This window comes from Dietzia sp. MNB45 (assembly GCF_051994785.1).
Classification (GTDB): Bacteria; Actinomycetota; Actinomycetes; order Mycobacteriales; family Mycobacteriaceae; genus Dietzia; species Dietzia kunjamensis.
In genome coordinates, this window is record NZ_CP163397.1 from 2,894,119 (window position 1) to 2,909,142 (window position 15,024).

Genomic DNA, 15,024 nt, shown 5'->3' on the forward strand with positions numbered 1-15,024 from the left:
GGAGCCGCGTAGGTGCGGCTGCTCGCGGAGCCGCGTGGCACCGGTCAGGGCACGCTCGGGGCGAGGGCGACACCGGACTGCTCCACCCATTCCGGGCCCCAGTCCTCCCGGATCGCCGTCCACAGTTCGGCGGCGCGCGCCCGGTCCAGCCGGACCACGCTCTGCCCGCCCACCTGGTCGAGGCCGGCGACCGGGACCGTGGTGAACGTCAGGCCCGACTGTCCCAGGTACTGCAGGGACCGTGCGAGTTCCCTCATCTCGTCGGCACTCCACTCCTCGTCCACGACGATCGAGTCGGTGGCCGCGCCGACCAGCCGGTGGACGGTCCGCGGATCTGCGAGCGCGTCGAGGCCGAGCAGCTCGGTGGCCATCGCCCGCAGCACGTTCTGGTGGCGACGCACCCGGTCCAGGTCACCGCCGTCGAGTCCGTACCGCTGGCCGACGTAGTCGAGTGCCGCGGCGCCGTCGAGCCGGTGGGTGCCGGCGGTCCACGTGACCCCGCGTGCGCTGTCGTGGACGGTCTCCGGGATCTCGACCGTCACCCCGCCGAGCGCGTCGGTGAGCGCACGGAATCCGTCGCCGTCGATCATCGCGACGTGGTCGACGCGGATCCCGGTGAGGTCTTCCACGGTGGCCACCGCCAACGGGGGTCCTCCCAGGGGAAGCGCCGAGTTGATCTTGGCCTCGCCATATCCGGGCAGGGTCACCCAGGAGTCCCGCGGGATCGAGACGATGGTCACGGTGGATCGGTGCCAGGGGATCCGGACGAGCAGGATGGCGTCGCTGCGGCCGTGCTGCTCAGCCTCGGGCGACCAGTCCTGGCCGAGCAGGAGGAGTGTCAGGTCCTCCGAGGGCGTGGCCGGCGGGCGCGTGTCCTCGGCGGGGAAGGCGGAGACGCGGGCGACGTCCCTGCCCACCCCGTCGTGCAGCAGGAGGAACCCCCCGACGGCCGCGACGGCCAGCACGGCGGCGGTTGCGACGAACCGGATGACGACGACGACTACGTGGCGGGACATACTGCGGCCCTACTTTCCCGCGAATGCGCGGTCGTAGCGTCCCAGCGCCGCGTCGCGGGAGTACGCGCGGGCGAAGTGGCCGGCGGCGGCCTGCGAGTGGGCGGCGTTTGCGGCGGGGTCCGCCAGGTCCAGCAGGTGGGTGGCGAACTCCTCCGGTGAGTCGGCCACCAGCACCCCGGAGGTCCCGGAGAGGTCTATCCCGTGCGCCCTGATCCCGGTGGACACCACGGGGAGGTCGTGGCCGAGGGCCTCGATCACCTTGAGTTTGATGCCGGAGCCGAAGCGGAGGTGGTTGACCATGGCGGTGGCCGTGGCCAGCGCCTCGGCGAGGTCGGGGACGTAGCCCTCGAGGACGACCGAGTCGGCGTGGGCCGCCACCGCCTCCGTCAGCCCCGGGCGCGGTGATCGTCCGATGATCCGCAGTCGCGCCCTCGGCTCGGCTGCGAGCACCAGGGGCCACACGGTGGCGAGGAAGTAGCGTAAACCGTCGTCGTTGTGCGGGAGGGACAGCTGACCGAGGAAGACGTACTCGGGGCGCCCCGACGGCCGGCGGGTCCGCCGGGTGGGCTCGGCCAGCAGGGGTGGGACCGACATGATCCGGTCCTCCCCCAGCCCGGTCCGGGCACGCAGGACCTCCGCCTCGGGCTCGCTGATGAGCAGTGCCCGGTCGACGTCGTGGGCGACGCGGTCCTCGCCGCGCCGGATCAGATGCCGTTCCACGGTCAACAGGGACTGCCATCCGCGCCGGTGTGCGGCGATCGGTCGCAGGGGGGCCGGGACGAACCCGGCGAAGTTGCCCAGCGGCGCGATGTCGATGTCGGGGTGCAGCCGTGCGGTCCGCAGCATGGTGGCGTACCGCTCCGAGAACAGGTCGTCGAGGTAGCAGATCTGCAGGGCCGCGCCGCTCTGCCCGGCGTATTGCGCCATCCGGACGGTGTCGTAGACCACCGTGTCGGGACGCACCCGGTCCAGCGCCCGGCGGATCCCCTCCCCGGTCCGCGGTGAACGCAGGAGCGACTCCTGGAGGCTGGAGCGACCGGTGGTCGTGCGGGTGAGGACCTGCCGCACGGCCTCGTGCGTCCGCGGGGCGGGGACCGCGCTCGCGGCCGTGGGCCAGTCGGGCGGGGGAAACGAGCCGTCGTCGGCGCCCACGTGGACGTAGTGGACCGCCTCCGGGCCGTATCGCTCCGCGAAGTACGAGAGGAGCCCGGCGAGGACGACTTTCTTCCCCCCGGAGGCCCCATGGATCAGCCGTCCACCGCCGCCACCGCCACCCCGGACACCGGGCGGCAGTCCGCGTGGAACTACGCCGTGTTCTCCCTGAGCAAGTCCTCGACCCTCATCATGATGGTCGTCCTGGCCCGGCTGCTCGAGCCCGCCGAGTTCGGCCTGTTCGCCTTCGCCCTGCTGGTGGTCAACCTCTTCGACTACGTCAAGGACCTCGGCTTCGGCGCCTCGGTGGTGCAGTCCCGCCGCCCCTGGTCCGTCATCGCCCCCACCGGTCTGCTCGTCACCACCGTGACCGGGGTCCTGGCCGCCGCCGTGCTGGTGGTGGCCGCGCCCGTCCTCGCCGAGGTGGCCGACAGGCCTGATCTCGCGTCGCCGGTCCGGGCTCTCGCGGTCGCCCTGGTCATCTCGGCGCTCGGGGTGGTCCCCCAGTCCGCGCTGCGGCGCCGCCTGGACTTCCGGGCGCGGCTCGTCCCCGAGGCGGCCGGGGCCGCGGTCAAGACCGTCACCGCGATCTCCCTGGCGGTCGCCGGTCAGGGCGTCTGGAGCCTGGTCTACGCCCAGATCCTGGGGGTCGCGGTGACCACGGCCCTGTACTGGCGGGCCGGGGGCGCCGGGTTGCGGTTCGGCTTCGACCGCGGCGTCTTCGCAGAACTCCTGCGGTTCGGGCTGCCGGTGTCGGCGGTGACGCTCCTCGCGTACGGGATCTACAACGTCGACTACCTCGCGATCGGCGCGCGCGCCGGGGACGAGGCGCTGGGGATGTACACCCTGGCCTACCGCGTGCCGGAACTCATCGTGCTCAACCTGTGCATCGTGGTCAGCGACGTGCTCTTCAGCGCCCTGTCCCGGTTGCAGGACGATGCCGAGGAGCTGACCCGGCACTACCGCGTCGTGGTCGCCTGGGTGGTGGGCCTGACCGCGCCGGTGGCCCTGGGGCTGGCGGTGGTGGCCGACCCGCTCATCCGGACGCTGTACGGCGAGCGATATGCCGACGCGGCGCCGATGCTGGCCCTGATCAGCCTGTTCGCGCTCGTCTACGCCACCTCGTTCCACTCCGGCGACGTCTTCAAGGCCCTCGGGCGGCCGGGGATCCTCACCGCGCTCAACGCCGGCAAGCTCGCGGTGATGGCCGTGCCGGTGTGGTGGGCGGCGGGCCACGGCGCGGTCGCGGTGGCCGCCGTGCTGGTCGCGATCGAGCTGGTGAGTTCGGCCGTGCGACTGTGGGTGGTCACCCGGGTCACCGGCACGGCGGCGGGCCCGCTGCTGGCGTCGATCCTGCGTCCGCTGGCCGCGGCCGGGGTCATGGCGGGCGTCGTCTGGGCGCTGTCACTCGTCACCGGCACCCTGCACCCCGCGGCCGAGCTGGCCGTCCTCGTCGGCACCGGAGCCGTGGTCTACCCGCTGCTCGTGCGCCTGACCGCCCCCGATCTGTTCTCCTCCGGGGCCGCGCTGCTGTCGCGGGCCCGCACCACCACGACCGGCCGCACGCGCGCCGTACCCACAGGGAGCCCGAAATGACGTCACGGACACGCCGCGCCTGGATCGTCGCCGCCACCACGGTGCTGGGTGCGCTCACCGGCGCCGGGGCGGGGACCGCGTTGGCGGACGCCCCCGCCCGGTACGAATCGACCGCCACCGTCGCGGTCGTCCCCGCGGCGGGCCTGCCCGACGACCTCGCGGCCGACTTCTGGCAGGTCCTCAGCGAGGAGCAGGTGGTCCGCACCGCGGCGACCATCTACGGCAGCGACCAGTGGGCTCTCGAGGCGGCCCGGGCGCTGGACGTGCCGCCCTCGGAGGTCGTGCTGTCGGCGAGCGCGCTCGTGGACACGACGCTCGTCGAGGTCACCGTGGAGACCGATTCGGCAGCCACCTCCGACGCCGCGCTGGCGACGGTGCTGGGGTCGGCGAGCACGGCGGCGTCGACGATCCTGGCGCCCTTCGTCATCAGCGAGGCCGCCGTCCGTCCGGCGGAGACCGCGCGCGGGGCCTCGCCGGCGCAGCTGGTCGGCGTGGCGACCGTCGCCGGAGCACTGGTGGGGGCCGGCATCGGGCTGGTGATCAGCGCGATCGGGCGGCGCGGGCGCGGCGACGGGCCCGCCGCGGACGAGGGTGTCGGGGCCCCGGGAGCAGACCGTGGGACGCCCGGGACCGGGGGCGACGACGACGAGGTCGGCCGCGGACCCGACCAGTGGCGGCCCGCCGACGATCTGGCCCACGCCTCGACCCGGGAGTCCGCTGAGGGGCGACATTCCGCGGGGCAGGGCCCCGCCGCCTGGATGAGCCCGCCGTGACCGCGGCCGGCGCGCGCCCGACGCACACGGGCCAGACGCGCTCGTTGCCCACCCGTTCAGAGCCCACCCGCCCAGTGCCCACCCGCTCAGGGCCCACCCGCTCCGGGCCGACGCCCACGGGGGTGGCGACCGGTGCCGCGCTGGTGGGCGGCGGGGCGGCGGGATTCGCGGCGCTCGCCGTGCTGGGCCTGTCGCCGGCACTCGCCGGAGCGGTGGGAGCCTTCGCGGCGGTGGCCGTGTGGTGCGCGGTCGCCCGGCCGGTGGCGATGCTCGTGCTGGCGGTGGTGGCCGAGGTCGTCAACCTGCCCGGCGTCGCGGCCGGGCTCGGCGTGCCCGGTGTTTTCCAGGCCCTGCTCCTGCTGGTGACCGTGGCGCTGCTCTCGGCCCTGCGAAACGAGGAGGCCAGGGCGCGGATCAGCAGGCCCGCCTGGTGGTTCGCCGCCCTGCTACTGGTGTACCTCGCCTCCCAGGCGCTCAGCTTCCTGATCACCACAGACCTCGCGGCCACCGTGACGACGGTCGACCGGCGGGCGGTGGATGTCCTCGTCGTCGTCGTCGTCCTGCTCCTCACCGTCGCCACCGACAGCGTGTGGCGCGTCGCGGCGGCCGTCGCGGCGCCCCTGGCGGTCCTCGCCGCGCTGACGGTGATCAACCTCGCCCTGACCGGCGGCACGTGGGACATGCTCGGGTTCTCGGTGGTCACCCAGGCCTCCGGCGAGCTCACCACCACGGTGCGGTTCGGCGGGCCCCTCCCCGACTCCAACTTCTGGGGCCGGCACCTCGTGATCGGGCTGCCGCTGGCGGTCGCCCTGGCCCTGCGCGCCCACCGGCACCGGCACCGGGCGGCCACCGCCGGCTGGGTCGCGGCGGTGATCGTCCTGCTGGCGGGGATGTACCTCACCCAGTCCCGCGGCACGTACCTCGCGGCGGCGGTGGGGATCGCGGTGTTCCTCGTGCTGGCCGACCGCGCCGTGCGCCTGCGGGGACTGTGGCTCGTGCCGGTGGGGATCGGCGTGGCCCTGCTGCCGGGGATCGGGGAACGCTTCCTGTCACTCGTGGAGGACCTGGGCTCGGACGCCACCACCGGGGTGGACCCCTCGGTCCTCGGCCGGTCGGCCGCGCTGGAGATCGCGTGGCAGATGTTCACCGAACGCCCCCTCACCGGCTACGGCGCGGGAAGCTACGCCGGGCTCGTCACCGAATACGCCGACCGCGTGCCCACGCCCGTGGCCGACCCCACCGATGCGACCCACAACCTCTACGCCGAGCTCGCCGCCGAGACCGGCGTGCTCGGCCTTCTCGGTTGGGCGGTGCTCGTCACCGGCATCGGCGGGCTCGTCCTGCACCGGCTGCTCACCACCCGCGACCTCGACCAGCGCCGCCTCGCCGCCGCCGTGCTGGCCGGGCTCGTGGCCTGGTCGATCGCCAGCGTGTTCCTCCACCTGGCCTACTTCCGCACGTTCGGGCTGCTCGCGGTCCTCGCGGCCGCCCTGTGCTGCCGCCCCGAACCCCACCCGAAGCGGATCGACGGACCCCGCACGCTGCGCCGGCTCGCGGGCGCCGGGGCCGTGGTGGCACTGGCGGTCCTCGCCGCCGCCGGGACCGCCTCGGCGCTCGCCACGGACCGCGCGCGGGCGACCACGCAGCTGGTGGTGACGCCGCGCAGCACGCCCGGCACGCTGTCCGCCTGGCCGATGGACGTGCGCTCACGCGAGATCGTCATGCCCACGCTCGCCGCCCTGGTCGACCCGGGCACGCCCGACACCCGGTACCGCGGCGACCCCGTGCGCGGCCTGGTGACCGTGGACGCCACCGCCGCCGACCCCGACGCCGCCCGCGCGCTGCTCGTCGCCGCCGAGGGCTCCGCCCGCGCCCGGCTGGAGGAGTTCGGCCTCACCTCCACGTTCCAGGTCGTGGCCCTGGGCGACCCGGCCGTCACCCCGGAGCGTCACCTCACCCCCACGGCGCTGGCCGCCTGCGCCGCGGTCGGCGCGGGCGTGGCCGCGCTGGGCTGGATCGTCGTGCGTCGCCGCACACCCACACCCCCACAGCCGAGGAGCACTACATGACGTCACGAACGATCGTCCTGGTGGAGTTCTCACCGTCCGGGGGCCTCTTCCAGTTCGCCGTGCGCCTGGGCACCTCGCTGGCCGAACGCGGCGAGCACGTGATCCTGCTGACCGGCCCCGACCCCGAGATCCGCACCAGCGTCCCCGGCCTGGAGATCCGCTCGGTGCTGCCCACCTGGCATCCGGCCGAGGGGCCGCCCGACACGGCCGGGCCGCCCGGGTCGCCCGGCACGGCCGGGTCGTCCGGCACGGCCGGGTCGGCGCGCGCCGCTGTCACGAGGGCGGCGACGCTCGTGCGCCGCGGCACCCGCGCGGCCCGGCTGGTCGCCGCGTGGGTCGTGCTGGCCGCCACCCTGGCCCGCCTGCGGCCCGACGTGGTGCTGTGGTCCAACTGGCGCTTCGGATTCGAGCCCCTGTTCGTCGTCGCCATCACCCGCCTGCTGCCGCGGTCGACCTACGGGATCGTCGCCCACGAGCCGCTCCCCCGCTCCGACGCCCGCGACACGAGCACCCCGCGCGAGGGCCGGGCCCTGCGCGCGGCGTTCGCCGCCGCGTGGCGACGCATGGACATCGTGTACGTCCTGGGCACCTCCGCCCGCCGAGAGGTGCTGGAGAACTGGCGGCCCCGCGGCGAGGTGGTGGTGATCCCGCACGGGCCCGTCGAGGCGTTCGGCGACCACGACCCCGGTGCCCCCGCCGCCGCCACCGGCCCGGAGATCCTGTTCTTCGGCACCTGGACCCGCTACAAGGGCCTCGAGCAGTTGCTCGAAGCGTTCGCCGAGGTGCGCCGGACCGTCCCCGACGCCCGGCTGGTCGTGGCGGGGGCGGTGAGCGCCGACCTGGACCTCGCCGCCGTGACCGCGCTCGCCCACCGGGTGGGCGGGGTGGACCTGCGCCCCGGGTATGTGGACGCCTCCGACGTGCCGGGATGATCCGCTCGGCGCGGGTGGTGGTGACCCCGTACCTGCGCGCCAGCCAGAGCGGGGTGATCCACCTGGCGTACACGCACGCCCGCCCCGTGGTGAGCACCGACGTCGGCGACCTCGCCGAGGCGGTCCGCGACGGCGAGACCGGGCTGCTCGTGCCCCCGGGTGCGGTGTTGGCGCTGGCGGGGGCGCTGGAGCGCCTGCTGCTGGACCCGGCCCTCGCCGCCCGCCTGGGCGCCCGGGGCCAGGAGGAGCTGGCCGGGACCGGTGAGGACGCGGCGCGGTTGGTGTCCGAGGCGCTGGACCGCTGCGTCACCGCCGGGAGCGACCGGTGACGACGACGAGGCCCCGGTGGCCGGCCAGGGTGGCTGTGGCCGGTGTCGCACTCGCGCTCGTGGCGGTGCTCGCGGTGGTCGCGGCGATGTGGGCGGGTTCCGAGCCTGCCCACCGGGCGACGGCGGCGGAGCCGTTCGCCCCCGACAGCCCGTTCCGCACCCCGGTCCCCGCCGACGCCCGCGTCGACCCCGCCAGCGACCTGGTGACCGCCCACCTCACCGGCGAGGGGCGGGTCTACGCCGGGCTGGTGGAGTTCGGCATCCCCGTCTACACCGCCACCGCCGACACCCCGCGGTACCGCGTGCAATGCCTGCGGACCCAGTGGGGGCCCTGCCCCTTCGACGGGGTGGACACGCCGATCCCGGACGGGGCCCGGCCGCACACCGGCTCCGACGGCGCGATGGTCGTGGTGGACGAGGGCGCGCAACTGTCGTACGAGTTCTGGCAGGCCGCGCGGACCGTGCCGGGGTGGGTGACCTCGTTCGGCGCGATCAACCCCCTGGCGGGCAGCGGGTGGGGTGGCGCGGCCACCGGGGCGGGCGCCTCCCGGCTGGCAGGCGTGGTGCGGGTGGCCGAGATCGAGCGCGGGGAGATCGAGCACGCCCTGGTCCTGCAGTCGGACAACACGTGCGCCCGCATGTACCGGGCGCCGGCGATCAAGACCGACGGCCGCTCGGACCGCCCGGACTGCGTACCGCAGGGCTCGCGGCTCCGGCTGGACCCGGCCCTCGACCTGGACGCGCTCGGCCTGCCCGCCGCGCACCTTGCGGTGGCGCGGGCGATGCAGCGGTACGGCGGGTACGTGGTGGACCGGGGCGGGTCGCCGCTGAGCATCAGCTTCGAGCTCGCGCCGGACGCCGACGGTATCTACCCGGGCGCCGTGTACCGGCAGGCCGGCCTGGACTGGGACTACGACGGGCTCGAGCAGATCCCGTGGGACCGACTGCAGCTGCTGGAGGGGGAGACCCGATGAAGGTGCTCGTACTGATAGACGGGTTCCGGCTCGGCGGCGCGGAGACCCTGCTCATCCCCTTTGCCGCCGCCGCCCGCGAGGCCGGCGTGGAGGTGGACCTGGTGAGCCTCGTCCCGATGGAGGACGCCGCGCCCGGGTTGCTGGAGCAGTACCGGGCCGCGGGCCTGACGCCGCGCGCGGTGGGGATGCGCCGCCTCCTGCGCCCGGACGCGGTCCCGCGCCTGGTCCGGTTCATCCGCGCCGGCGGGTACGACGTGGTCCACGCCCACCTGGCGACGGCGATCACCCTCGGTGTGCCCGCCGCCCGCCTGGCCCGCCGGCCGGTGGTGACCACCTTCCACACCCTGGCCCCGGTGTTCGAGGGGCGCGCCCGGCTGAAGGAGCGGCTGGCGGTCCTCACCGCCTCCCGGTCGGACGCCGCGCTGTTCGCCTCCCGCGCCTCCCTGGACACCTACGCCGACCTGCACTACGCGGGCCGACCGCCGGGGAACTGGCGGGTGGTGCACAACGGCATCGATGTCTCCGGCTACGAGCCCGGGCCGGCGGACCCAGCAGTGCGGGCGGAGCTGGGCGGCGGCCACGACGGGTTTCTGGCCGTGCTGCCCGCGGCGTTCCGGGAGCAGAAGGGCATCCCGCACGCGATCGCGGCATGGTCGTGCGTGGTCGCGGAGCAGCCGGGCGCGGTGCTCGCGCTGGTGGGCGGCGGCGACGAGGAGCCCGTGCTGCGGGCCGCGGTGCGCGAGCACGGTCTGGACGACTCGGTAATGTTCGCCGGCGTCCGCACGGACATGGCGGCGGTGTACCGCGCCGCAGACGTGGTGGTGCTGCCCTCGCTGGTGGAGAACCTGCCGACGGTGCTCATCGAGGCCGGCGCGACGTGCCGCCCGGTGGTGGCCACCACGGTGGGCGGCATCGGCGAGATCGTGGACGACGGCGTCACCGGCCTGCTGTGCCCGCCCGCCGACCCGGAGGCGATGGCCGAGCAGCTCCTGCGCCTGGCCCGCGACCCGCGGCTGCGGGAGGCGATGGGCGCGGCGGCCACGGAGCGGATCCGGTCCTCGTTCTCCGCCCAGGTGTGGGTTGCGCGGCTGGTCGCGATCTACTGCGAGGCCGCCCGATGACCCCGACCCGCATCGACTACCTGGTCTCGCGCTTCCCGCGGACCTCGGAGACGTTCATCGTCCGCGAGATCGACGCGCTCGCCAGTGCCGGTGCCGGTGCCGGTGCCGGTGCCGGTGCCGGTGCCGGGGCCCCGATCGGCACCATCCGGTCCTTGTTCGCCTCCCCCGACACCACCGTGCACCCGGTGGCGGCCCGCTGGTCGGGCCGCGCGTGTCGGCCGGGCGCCCGCGACGTCGCCGCCGGCCTGGGGTGGGCGCTACGCCACCGGCCCGGGCCCCTGGCCCGGCTGCTGGGCGAGGTCGCGGTGGACTTCCGCCGCTCCCCCGCCCTACTGGTGCGCGCGCTCGCGGCCCTGGTGGTGGCCACCGCGCACGCCCGGGACCTTTCGCGCACGAGCGGCGTCCACGTGCACGCGCACTACGCGACCTTCCCGCTGCTCGCCGCGTGGGCCTGCCACCGACTGACCGGAGTTACGTACAGCGTCACCACCCACGCGCACGACATCTACGTGGACACCTCCGGGCTCGCCCGGCGCTGCGCCGGGGCGCAGTTCGTGGTGGCCATCTCCCGGCACAATCAGGATTTGCTGCGCAACTTGCTCGGCCCCGCCGCACCGATCGAGTTGGTGCACTGCGGCATCGACACCACGGGCTACGAGTTCCGCCCGCGCCGGCTTCCCGCAACCGGCCCGATCCGCGCCCTGTGCGTAGCGTCCCTGCAGGAGTACAAGGGGCACCGGCACCTGCTCCAGGCGATGGCCGTGGCGGGCCCGGCGACCGCGCGCCTGGAGCTGGACCTCATCGGGGACGGTCCCCTGCGCGGCGAATTGAGCGCCTTGGCCGGCGAGCTGGGCATCGCCGACCGGGTCCGGTTCCGGGGCTCGTGCCCGGAGTCGGAGGTCGCCGCGGCGCTGGCCGCGGCGGACCTGTTCGTCCTGCCCAGCATGATGGCCGCGGACGGCCAGATGGAGGGACTACCCGTGGCCCTGATGGAATCGCTGGCGAGCGGGGTGCCCACCGTCTCCACCCGCCTGTCCGGCATCGGCGAGATCGTGGTGGACGGCCACACCGGGCTGCTGTGCGAGCCGGGCGATCCGGCGGACCTGGCCGGGGCCGTGGAGAAACTCGCGGCCGATCCGGGGGCGACCCTGCGGATGAGCCGCGCCGGTCGGGAGCTCGTCGAGGAGCAGTTCGAGCTCCGACGCAGCGCGGCGGCGCTCCTCGGGCTCCTCGACCGGGTCGACCCGCCGGCCGCCGCCCCTGCGGGGCCCGCGCCTACGGAGCCCAGCCCTGCGGCCGACGCCTTTCCCTCGCGGGACGCGCAGTGGCGGCGGCCGCGCCTCTGGGTGGTCTACCTCCTCGCTCTGGGCGGCCACTACCTGGGCGTGGACGAACTGGTCCGGCGGCGGCAGGGCCCGGGTCTGGTGGTGCTCATGTTCCATCGGTTCAGCGAGGTGCCGGACCCGCACCCGATCACCGTCACGCCGCGGACGTTCCGGAGGATGGCGGCGTGGTGCCGGGACCGCGCGCTGCTGGTGGACCTGGACTCCGGCCTGCGTGCGCTGGACGAGGGCCGCGCCGGCACCCGCTACGCGATCACGGTGGACGACGGCTACCACGACAATCTCCAGGCACTGGCGGCCTTGGGGGCGCCGGTGCCCGCCACGCTGTACGTGACCACCGGCCACATCGGTGGCGCGACCCTGTGGCCGTATGCCCTGTCCGATGCGATCGCCCACAGCCCCCACGACTCGGTGGTGGTGGAGCTCCTCGGTCCGGAGGCGGTGCTGCTGGACTCCCCCGCCGCTCGCCAGCAAGCGCTCGAGCGCCTCGTCGCAGTGCTCAAGTCGGTGCCCTTCGCCCGGTTCGACGCCGCCCTGGCCGAGGTGCTGGCCGCGCTGGGCGCTGACGTGCCGGGGCGGGTCGGGGACATGCTGAGCTGGGATGACGTGCGGCGCCTGCACCGCTGGGGGGTGGAGATCGGGGCCCACACGGTGCACCACCCCATCCTGGCCAACGCCGACGACGCCACGGCCGAGGCGGAGATCGTCGGCTCTCGGGACCGGATCGCCTCCGAACTTGGTGGCCGCCCCTGGCACTTCGCGTACCCCAACGGCGGGCCGACCGACTTCGGCGGCCGCGAGGTCGCGACGGTCGTCGCCGCCGGCTTCTCCAGCGCCGTGACCACCATCGAGGGGATCAACCGCCCGGACACCGACCGGTTCCGGTTGTTGCGGTTCAACGTGCACGAAGACCGCTTCCGCGCCCCCACGGGCCTGCAGTCGCGGGCGCTGTTCTTCAGCTCCACGAGCGGGCTGGTGTGGTGGCTGCAGTCGAGAGGTGGACCGGACAGTCGATGATCGGTGGGCGGCGCTTGACCTGCCCTGCCTCACTCCTCGCACAGGCAGAACGGATGCCCCACCGGGTCGAGGTACACAACGAACCGCCCATCGGGGCTGGGCTGGTGCTCGTGTCGGCGGGCGGAACGCGGGGACGGCCGGCTCGGAGTCGGAGATCGAGTCCACGTAGAAGTCGAGGTGCACCTGCGTGGGGACCGGGCCCTCGGGCCACGTCGGGGCGCGGAAAGCGGGGACGGTCTGGCACGCGAGGGCGACCGCGCCCGGCTCGCCCTCCGGCGGCACGACGTCGACCCAGTCCGAGTACTCGGCGTCGTCGCGAATCCGCCAGCCGAGCATCGCTGCGTAGAACTCGGCGAGCTCTCGAGCGTCGGGGCAGTCGAGTGCGACGACCACACGCCGCGCGGTGATCCCAGCCATGGCACCGCGCTACGACCTGCACTCCAGGCGCCTCAAGCATTCATGGACCGAGGCTCCTCCCAGCGGCCGGAGCTGGAGCGCTTGCACGGTGCGCTCTGAGAATCGGCGACGACGACGAGGGCCCGCCGCCGCCCGAAGCGACCCGCACCTGGCGGCGCTGCGCCTGACGCAGGCGGGGATCGCGACCCACATCGTGGAGATGGGCCGCAGCTGGGACACGCCGGGCCCAGACGGCAAGATCTTCTCGGGGATGCTCAATCCGGACAAGCGCTCCACCTGGCTGTCGGACACCACCAGCCAGCCGGTCAGCAATTTCATGGGCTTCGGGATCGACAAGAAGGTGGAGCGCTACGTCGGGGTCCTCGACGCCGAGGAGTTCTCGGGGGTCAAGGTCTACCAGGGCCGCGGTGTCGGCGGCGGTTCGCTGGTCAACGGCGGCATGGCCATCACGCCCAAGCGCAGCCACTTCGAGCACATCCTCCCGAACGTCGACTCGGCCCAGATGTACGGCACCTACTTCCCCCGCGCGAACGCCGCGCTCGGCGTGAACGACATCGACCAGGCGTGGTTCGAGTCGAGCCCCTGGTACCAGTTCGCCCGCGTGGGCCGGAAGACCGCGCACCGCTCCGGGTTCGCCACGACCTTCGTGCCCAACGTCTACGACTTCGACCACATGAAGCGCGAGGCAGCGGGTACCGCGCAGGCTTCCGCGCTGGGCGGTGAGGTGATCTACGGCAACAACGCCGGCAAGAAGTCGCTGGACAAGACCTACCTCGCCCAGGCCGCCGCCACCGGCCGGCTCACCATCTCGCCGCTGCACCGGGTCACGGCCGTCACCCCGGCCACCGGGGGCGGCTACCGCGTGACGATCGAGCAGATCGACGAGCAGGGCACGGTGATCGCCACCAAGAACGTCACTGCCGACAAGGTGTTCTTCGCCGCCGGCAGTATCGGGACCAGCAAGCTGCTCGTGTCGATGAAGGCGCAGGGCCTCCTGCCCAACCTGTCCAGCCAGGTGGGCGAGGGCTGGGGCAACAACGGCAACGTCATGGTCGGGCGCGCGAACCACATGTGGGATGCCACCGGCTCCAAGCAGTCGACCATCCCCACCCTCGGGATCGACAACTGGGCCGACCCCACCGCGTCGATCTTCGCCGAGATCGCTCCCCTGCCGGCCGGGCTCGAGACCTACGTGAGCCTGTACCTGGCGATCGCCAACAACCCCGAGCGGGCCCGCTTCCAGTTCAACTCCGCCACGGGCAAGGTCGACCTGACCTGGAGCGTGTCCCAGAACCAGCCGGGCATCGCCATGGCCAAGAGAGTCTTCGACAAGATCAACAAGAAGGAAGGCACCATCTACCGCACCGACCTGTTCGGTGTGTACAAGACCTGGGGCGACGACTTCACCTACCACCCCCTGGGCGGCTGCCTGCTCGGCAAGGCCACCGACAACCACGGACGCCTCCACGAATACCCCGGCCTCTACGTGGTGGACGGCTCCCTCGTCCCGGGCAACGTGGGCGTGAACCCGTTCGTCACCATCACCGCGCTCGCGGAGCGCAACATGGACGCGATCGTCGCAAGCGATCTGCAGTAGCGGGTCCGCGTCCGCGCGGGTTCGGTGCGCACGAGGGAAGACGACGGGCCGGGCTCCCCACCGGGGTCCGGCCCGCCCGCGCGTGGTGGTGCAGGTGTGGAACGGCACGACGACGAGGCCTGACTCCCTTCCGGCCGGCCCGCTGCCCCCGGGTGGCGCGGAACCGGGGCAAGAGGGCTATTCAGCCGGAACCCCTGGAGGCGGAGAGTCGGAGAAGGGAAAGGGCTCCAATCGTTCGGTCGCGGTGGACGTGGCCCGCCAAGGAGGCTGGCCTATCACCCCGGGAAGGCGAGATGAGCGGAATGATCGAGCAGGGTCTGTCCAACGAGGAGGTCGCCGAAAGGTGTTACCTCTCGCCCAATAGCGTCAAGACCTACGTGAGCTCGGCCTGCCAGGAGATGGACGTGTCCACCCGCGCGCAGGCTGTGACGTGGGGCATCGGGAACGGCATCAAACTGGACCGGTAGCGCTGGGAACGGGGACGACGACAAAGCCCGCCGACGCCCGGATCGACGCGCACCCACCGGGCTGCGCGGAACCAGCCGGGTCAGCCCGATAGGCCGCGGAGCCAGGCGCCGCGCCGATCTCGTCGGCCAACTCGTCCGGTGCCTCCACCGGCAGTTTGTGTCCGGTCTCCGAGATCTCGACGTAGATCACGCCGTCCGCCTACGGTCTCGCTTCGGGCGTC

The 15,024-nt window shown here is 73.7% G+C and carries 12 protein-coding genes and 1 pseudogene; 10 read left to right on the forward strand and 3 right to left on the reverse strand.

The annotated features are described in order from the left end of the window. Positions 1-44: 44 nt before the first annotated feature. Both AB5G72_RS13950 and AB5G72_RS13955 read right to left on the reverse strand, forming a co-directional pair. Positions 45-1,016 carry an LCP family protein gene (locus tag AB5G72_RS13950; RefSeq protein ID WP_096906884.1) on the reverse strand — a complete coding sequence of 324 codons (972 nt, stop codon included), beginning with the start codon at positions 1,014-1,016 and terminating at the stop codon, positions 45-47. Between the two features lie 9 nt (positions 1,017-1,025). Then, positions 1,026-2,168: a glycosyltransferase family 4 protein gene (locus tag AB5G72_RS13955; protein WP_440220131.1), complete on the reverse strand. Its 1,143-nt coding sequence runs from the start codon at positions 2,166-2,168 to the stop codon at positions 1,026-1,028. 90 nt (positions 2,169-2,258) lie between these two features. Between AB5G72_RS13955 and AB5G72_RS13960 the strand changes: the two genes are divergently transcribed. From AB5G72_RS13960 to AB5G72_RS13995, 8 genes are all read left to right on the forward strand, one after another. After that, positions 2,259-3,764 carry a lipopolysaccharide biosynthesis protein gene (locus AB5G72_RS13960; protein ID WP_440220132.1) on the forward strand — a complete coding sequence of 502 codons (1,506 nt, stop codon included), beginning with the start codon at positions 2,259-2,261 and terminating at the stop codon, positions 3,762-3,764. Continuing rightward, entirely contained in the window at positions 3,761-4,537 is a 777-nt protein-coding gene (locus AB5G72_RS13965) for a hypothetical protein (protein WP_440220133.1), read from the forward strand. Before AB5G72_RS13960 ends, AB5G72_RS13965 begins: the two co-directional genes overlap by 4 nt. A 122-nt stretch (positions 4,538-4,659) precedes the next feature. Then, positions 4,660-6,606 (forward strand): O-antigen ligase family protein, encoded by a 1,947-nt coding sequence (locus tag AB5G72_RS13970; protein ID WP_440220134.1) that lies wholly within the window; start codon positions 4,660-4,662, stop codon positions 6,604-6,606. Further along, positions 6,603-7,538 (forward strand): glycosyltransferase family 4 protein, encoded by a 936-nt coding sequence (locus AB5G72_RS13975; RefSeq protein ID WP_440220135.1) that lies wholly within the window; start codon positions 6,603-6,605, stop codon positions 7,536-7,538. The genes AB5G72_RS13970 and AB5G72_RS13975 overlap by 4 nt, the downstream gene beginning before the upstream one ends. Next, a complete protein-coding gene (locus AB5G72_RS13980; RefSeq protein WP_440220136.1) occupies positions 7,535-7,867 on the forward strand; it encodes a glycosyltransferase in 333 nt (110 codons plus the stop codon). Before AB5G72_RS13975 ends, AB5G72_RS13980 begins: the two co-directional genes overlap by 4 nt. Next, positions 7,864-8,841, forward strand: a complete 978-nt coding sequence (locus AB5G72_RS13985; RefSeq protein ID WP_440220137.1) for a hypothetical protein — start codon at positions 7,864-7,866, stop codon at positions 8,839-8,841. Before AB5G72_RS13980 ends, AB5G72_RS13985 begins: the two co-directional genes overlap by 4 nt. Then, positions 8,838-9,962 (forward strand): glycosyltransferase, encoded by a 1,125-nt coding sequence (locus AB5G72_RS13990; protein ID WP_440220138.1) that lies wholly within the window; start codon positions 8,838-8,840, stop codon positions 9,960-9,962. Before AB5G72_RS13985 ends, AB5G72_RS13990 begins: the two co-directional genes overlap by 4 nt. After that, positions 9,959-12,322, forward strand: a complete 2,364-nt coding sequence (locus AB5G72_RS13995) for a glycosyltransferase (protein WP_440220139.1) — start codon at positions 9,959-9,961, stop codon at positions 12,320-12,322. The genes AB5G72_RS13990 and AB5G72_RS13995 overlap by 4 nt, the downstream gene beginning before the upstream one ends. 207 nt (positions 12,323-12,529) lie before the next feature. On the opposite strand, the pseudogene AB5G72_RS14000 reads toward AB5G72_RS13995, so the two are convergent. Further along, a pseudogene (locus AB5G72_RS14000) lies at positions 12,530-12,739 on the reverse strand (VOC family protein); the annotation flags it as partial. A gap of 88 nt (positions 12,740-12,827) precedes the next feature. Here AB5G72_RS14000 and AB5G72_RS14005 point away from each other — a divergent pair. After that, the gene (locus AB5G72_RS14005) at positions 12,828-14,336 is read left to right on the forward strand and encodes a GMC oxidoreductase (protein WP_440220140.1); all 1,509 of its coding nucleotides are present in this window, start codon (positions 12,828-12,830) and stop codon (positions 14,334-14,336) included. 152 nt (positions 14,337-14,488) lie between these two features. Then, a complete protein-coding gene (locus tag AB5G72_RS14010) occupies positions 14,489-14,803 on the forward strand; it encodes a response regulator transcription factor (RefSeq protein ID WP_440220141.1) in 315 nt (104 codons plus the stop codon). Positions 14,804-15,024 lie beyond the last annotated feature (221 nt).

Excerpts from the sequence above, each read along its gene's own strand:
- AB5G72_RS13950 (WP_096906884.1), bottom strand. The coding sequence starts at position 1,016 with ATGTCCCGCCACGTAGTCGTCGTCGTCATCCGGTTCGTCGCAACCGCC.
- AB5G72_RS13960 (WP_440220132.1), top strand. The coding sequence starts at position 2,259 with ATGGATCAGCCGTCCACCGCCGCCACCGCCACCCCGGACACCGGGCGG.
- AB5G72_RS13965 (WP_440220133.1), top strand. The coding sequence starts at position 3,761 with ATGACGTCACGGACACGCCGCGCCTGGATCGTCGCCGCCACCACGGTG.
- AB5G72_RS13975 (WP_440220135.1), top strand. The coding sequence starts at position 6,603 with ATGACGTCACGAACGATCGTCCTGGTGGAGTTCTCACCGTCCGGGGGC.
- AB5G72_RS13980 (WP_440220136.1), top strand. The coding sequence starts at position 7,535 with ATGATCCGCTCGGCGCGGGTGGTGGTGACCCCGTACCTGCGCGCCAGC.
- AB5G72_RS13990 (WP_440220138.1), top strand. The coding sequence starts at position 8,838 with ATGAAGGTGCTCGTACTGATAGACGGGTTCCGGCTCGGCGGCGCGGAG.
- AB5G72_RS13995 (WP_440220139.1), top strand. The coding sequence starts at position 9,959 with ATGACCCCGACCCGCATCGACTACCTGGTCTCGCGCTTCCCGCGGACC.